At 48.3% G+C, this 2,462-nt stretch carries 5 protein-coding genes and 2 rRNA genes; 3 read left to right on the top strand and 4 right to left on the bottom strand.

From position 1 onward, the window contains the following. Both AN618_RS12265 and rrf read left to right on the top strand, forming a co-directional pair. Positions 1-172: ribosomal RNA gene (locus tag AN618_RS12265) — 23S ribosomal RNA — on the top strand; the annotation flags it as partial. A gap of 62 nt (positions 173-234) precedes the next feature. After that, positions 235-349: ribosomal RNA gene (rrf, locus tag AN618_RS12260) — 5S ribosomal RNA — on the top strand. Positions 350-415: 66 nt separating this feature from the next. Here the strand turns inward: rrf and AN618_RS12255 are convergent. The 4 genes from AN618_RS12255 to AN618_RS12930 form a co-directional block, all read right to left on the bottom strand. Next, the gene (locus AN618_RS12255) at positions 416-652 is read right to left on the bottom strand and encodes a flagellar basal body-associated FliL family protein (protein WP_066355616.1); all 237 of its coding nucleotides are present in this window, start codon (positions 650-652) and stop codon (positions 416-418) included. A 67-nt stretch (positions 653-719) separates the two neighbouring features. Further along, entirely contained in the window at positions 720-1,361 is a 642-nt protein-coding gene (locus AN618_RS12250) for a microfibrillar-associated 1 family protein (protein ID WP_066355614.1), read from the bottom strand. Positions 1,362-1,395: 34 nt separating this feature from the next. Beyond that, positions 1,396-1,713, bottom strand: a complete 318-nt coding sequence (locus AN618_RS12245; protein ID WP_066355612.1) for a sensor histidine kinase — start codon at positions 1,711-1,713, stop codon at positions 1,396-1,398. Beyond that, complete coding sequence (locus AN618_RS12930; protein WP_187694942.1) at positions 1,673-2,038, bottom strand: HAMP domain-containing protein; 366 nt, start codon at positions 2,036-2,038, stop codon at positions 1,673-1,675. Before AN618_RS12930 ends, AN618_RS12245 begins: the two co-directional genes overlap by 41 nt. Positions 2,039-2,161: 123 nt before the next feature. On the opposite strand from AN618_RS12930, the gene AN618_RS12925 reads away from it, so the two are divergent. Beyond that, positions 2,162-2,462, top strand: a 301-nt coding sequence (locus AN618_RS12925) for a MerR family DNA-binding transcriptional regulator (RefSeq protein WP_157081763.1), incomplete at its 3' end; no start/stop codon positions are given.

Genomic DNA, 2,462 nt, shown 5'->3' with positions numbered 1-2,462 from the left:
CCGGAGGGGATAAGCACTGAAGGCATCTAAGTGCGAAGCCCACCCCAAGATAAGGTATCCCACCCTGAGAAGGGGGTAAGACACCTGGGAGACGACCCGGTAGATAGGCCGGGGGTGTAAGGGTCGTAAGGCCTTGAGCCGACCGGTACTAATCAGTCGAGGGCTTGACCAAGGGTGACATACCCACTGTGTGATTTTGAGGGTGCAGTGAGAAGTGAATAGAGTGAAGAAGATTTCGGTGGCCATAGCGGAGGGGGAACACCGGTATCCATTCCGAACACACAGGTTAAGCCCTCCAGCGCCGATGGTACTGGGGAGGATTCCCCGGGAGAGTAGGACGCTGCCGAAATCTTTTTGTTTTTGTCTTAAGAGCGGCCTCTTTAGTTGGGCCGCTTTTTTACCTTGTGCCCTGCCTTCACATAGACTTTTTCGACCGTCCCACCCCCCGCGGGTTGAGCTCTAGGAGCTGATAGGGCTGTATAGTGCCGCTCCCTTTTATGCTATCAGTTATATCACCCCTTTCCACGCGGGCAGTAAGGACTTGGGCGGCGGCTGACGTATTTTTTGCCTTATTTTTAGCATAGAAAAAATAATACGCCCCGGCTGCCCCGGCCAGGATGAGGATAATGGCGATGACCTTTTTCAAATTCACAGCAACACCTCCGCTATTTTAGATTTTTTAAATATTTAAATGGCCCCTCTTCGAAGGGGCCTTTAACTTAAGTTTCTTCAGAATTTGAAGTCGAGGCATCGGGGACTGGCCTTGGTGGGCGTATAGCCTCCATTACTGCCTTTGCCTCTTCTTCGGTGAGAATGCCCTTATCCACGAGTTCCTGCATCATCGAGTACTTGCCTTGCTTTTGCAGGGAACTCTTCTTTTCTTCAAAATAGGCCTTCCTCTCTTCTTCAGTCATATTTTTGACCTTTTCTATTTCTTGCTGCCTTTGTGCTTCCTTTTCGTCTAAGTACGCAAGTATCTTATCCTTTTTCTCCGAAGTTATTGTGCCGCTTTCTACCAACTTTTGCAGGGCCTCTTCTATCTGCTGCCTTCTTTGCTGCTGTCTTTGCTGTCTTTCTTGTTCCATTTTTTGTTCAACGTATTCCTTAACCTTTTCTGCCTGTTCACTGCTTATTATCCCTTTTTCGGTAAGTTCCGACAGGATGTCTTCCCTAAAAAACATGCCTAGGCCCTTTTTGCCGTGGCGAAATCCTCCCTTAAAAGGGGCTTGTTCAACTACGGCAGCCTTGCTGCTATCTGTGCTGGCATCCCCAGTGTTCTGGGCAAAGACCAGGTTGCCCGCCCCTAGCAGCATTCCCCCTATGAGTGCCGAGCTGATGAAAGCTTTTATCTTTTTGTTCATGCTGCATACCTCCTTCTCGTTTTTTTGCCTTGTTTTAAACTACGTTTTTATTGTAGGCCACCATTTCTTTTGCTATGGGTTTGTATTTTGAAGCAATCTTATATATCAGCTTAGACACATCGAAGCTTACCTTTTTAATTTTGGCCATACCTGCCTCAAACTGAGAAAGCTCCAGGAGGTCTTTCACCAGTTTGTCCATTTTCTGCGTCTCTTCTATAATTACGTCCACGTAGAAATTCCTCTTTTGTTCGTCTTCGGCGATGTTCTCCTTAAGGGCCTCTGCATACCCTTGGATCAAAAATAGGGGGGTTTTAAGCTCGTGGGATACGCTGGATACGAATTCGCGGCGCATCTTTTCCAGCTTCTTTTCCCGGTCTATGTCTTCTTTTTAACTGTCGGTTTTTTTCGTTCAGCTCATTTATAGCTTCGCTTAACCTTTCGGAGAGATGGTTTATGCTTCTTGCAAGCTGGCCTATCTCGTCACGGGATTTCACGCTTATCTTCCAGGAAAAATCAAGGTCCGCCATGCTTTTTGCTATCCTGCTCATTTCAAGGATCGGCCTTGTGAACCTTTGTGCCGCGAAGAGGGCCCATATCCCCGACACCATTGCGGTGATGAGCCCTATGGTTACCGCAAACCTGCTTGAAATGGCCGCGCTCTCTTTTATGGACGCCATCGGGATCCAGACCAGGATGACCATGCCGTTTTCGAGGATTTTTTGATAGCGCAGGGTGTCTATTTTGAAATTCGGGTCCCACCAACAGTTGCCTTATTTTTTAATCAATGCTATACTTAAAGTATGAAACCTGAACTTGAGGAACATTACCCTTTACGCAAAGCTGCAGAGATACTGGGCGTACACCCCGTAACCCTGCGCCGTTGGGAGAAGGAGGGTAAAATAAGGTGTATACGCACACCCTCCGGCCAGAGGCGTTTCCCCAGGAGCGAGGTACTGCGCCTTGTTGGTGAAACTATGCCTTCTGGCCGGAGGGCTGTTATTTATGCCCGCATTTCTTCAGCCAAGCAGGCCGGATCGGGAAATCTGGAACGCCAAAGGCAGCGGCTCGAAGAGTATTGCCGTTCCAGAGGTTATGAGATAG

It is taken from the genome of Fervidicola ferrireducens (assembly GCF_001562425.1).
Classification (GTDB): domain Bacteria; phylum Bacillota; class Thermosediminibacteria; order Thermosediminibacterales; family Thermosediminibacteraceae; genus Fervidicola; species Fervidicola ferrireducens.
This window is presented reverse-complemented; position numbering and strand designations above follow the sequence as displayed.

Coding starts and splice junctions, on each gene's coding strand:
- AN618_RS12245 (WP_066355612.1), bottom strand. CDS start 1,713: ATGCGCCGCGAATTCGTATCCAGCGTATCCCACGAGCTTAAAACCCCC.
- AN618_RS12930 (WP_187694942.1), bottom strand. CDS start 2,038: ATGGCGTCCATAAAAGAGAGCGCGGCCATTTCAAGCAGGTTTGCGGTA.
- AN618_RS12250 (WP_066355614.1), bottom strand. CDS start 1,361: ATGAACAAAAAGATAAAAGCTTTCATCAGCTCGGCACTCATAGGGGGA.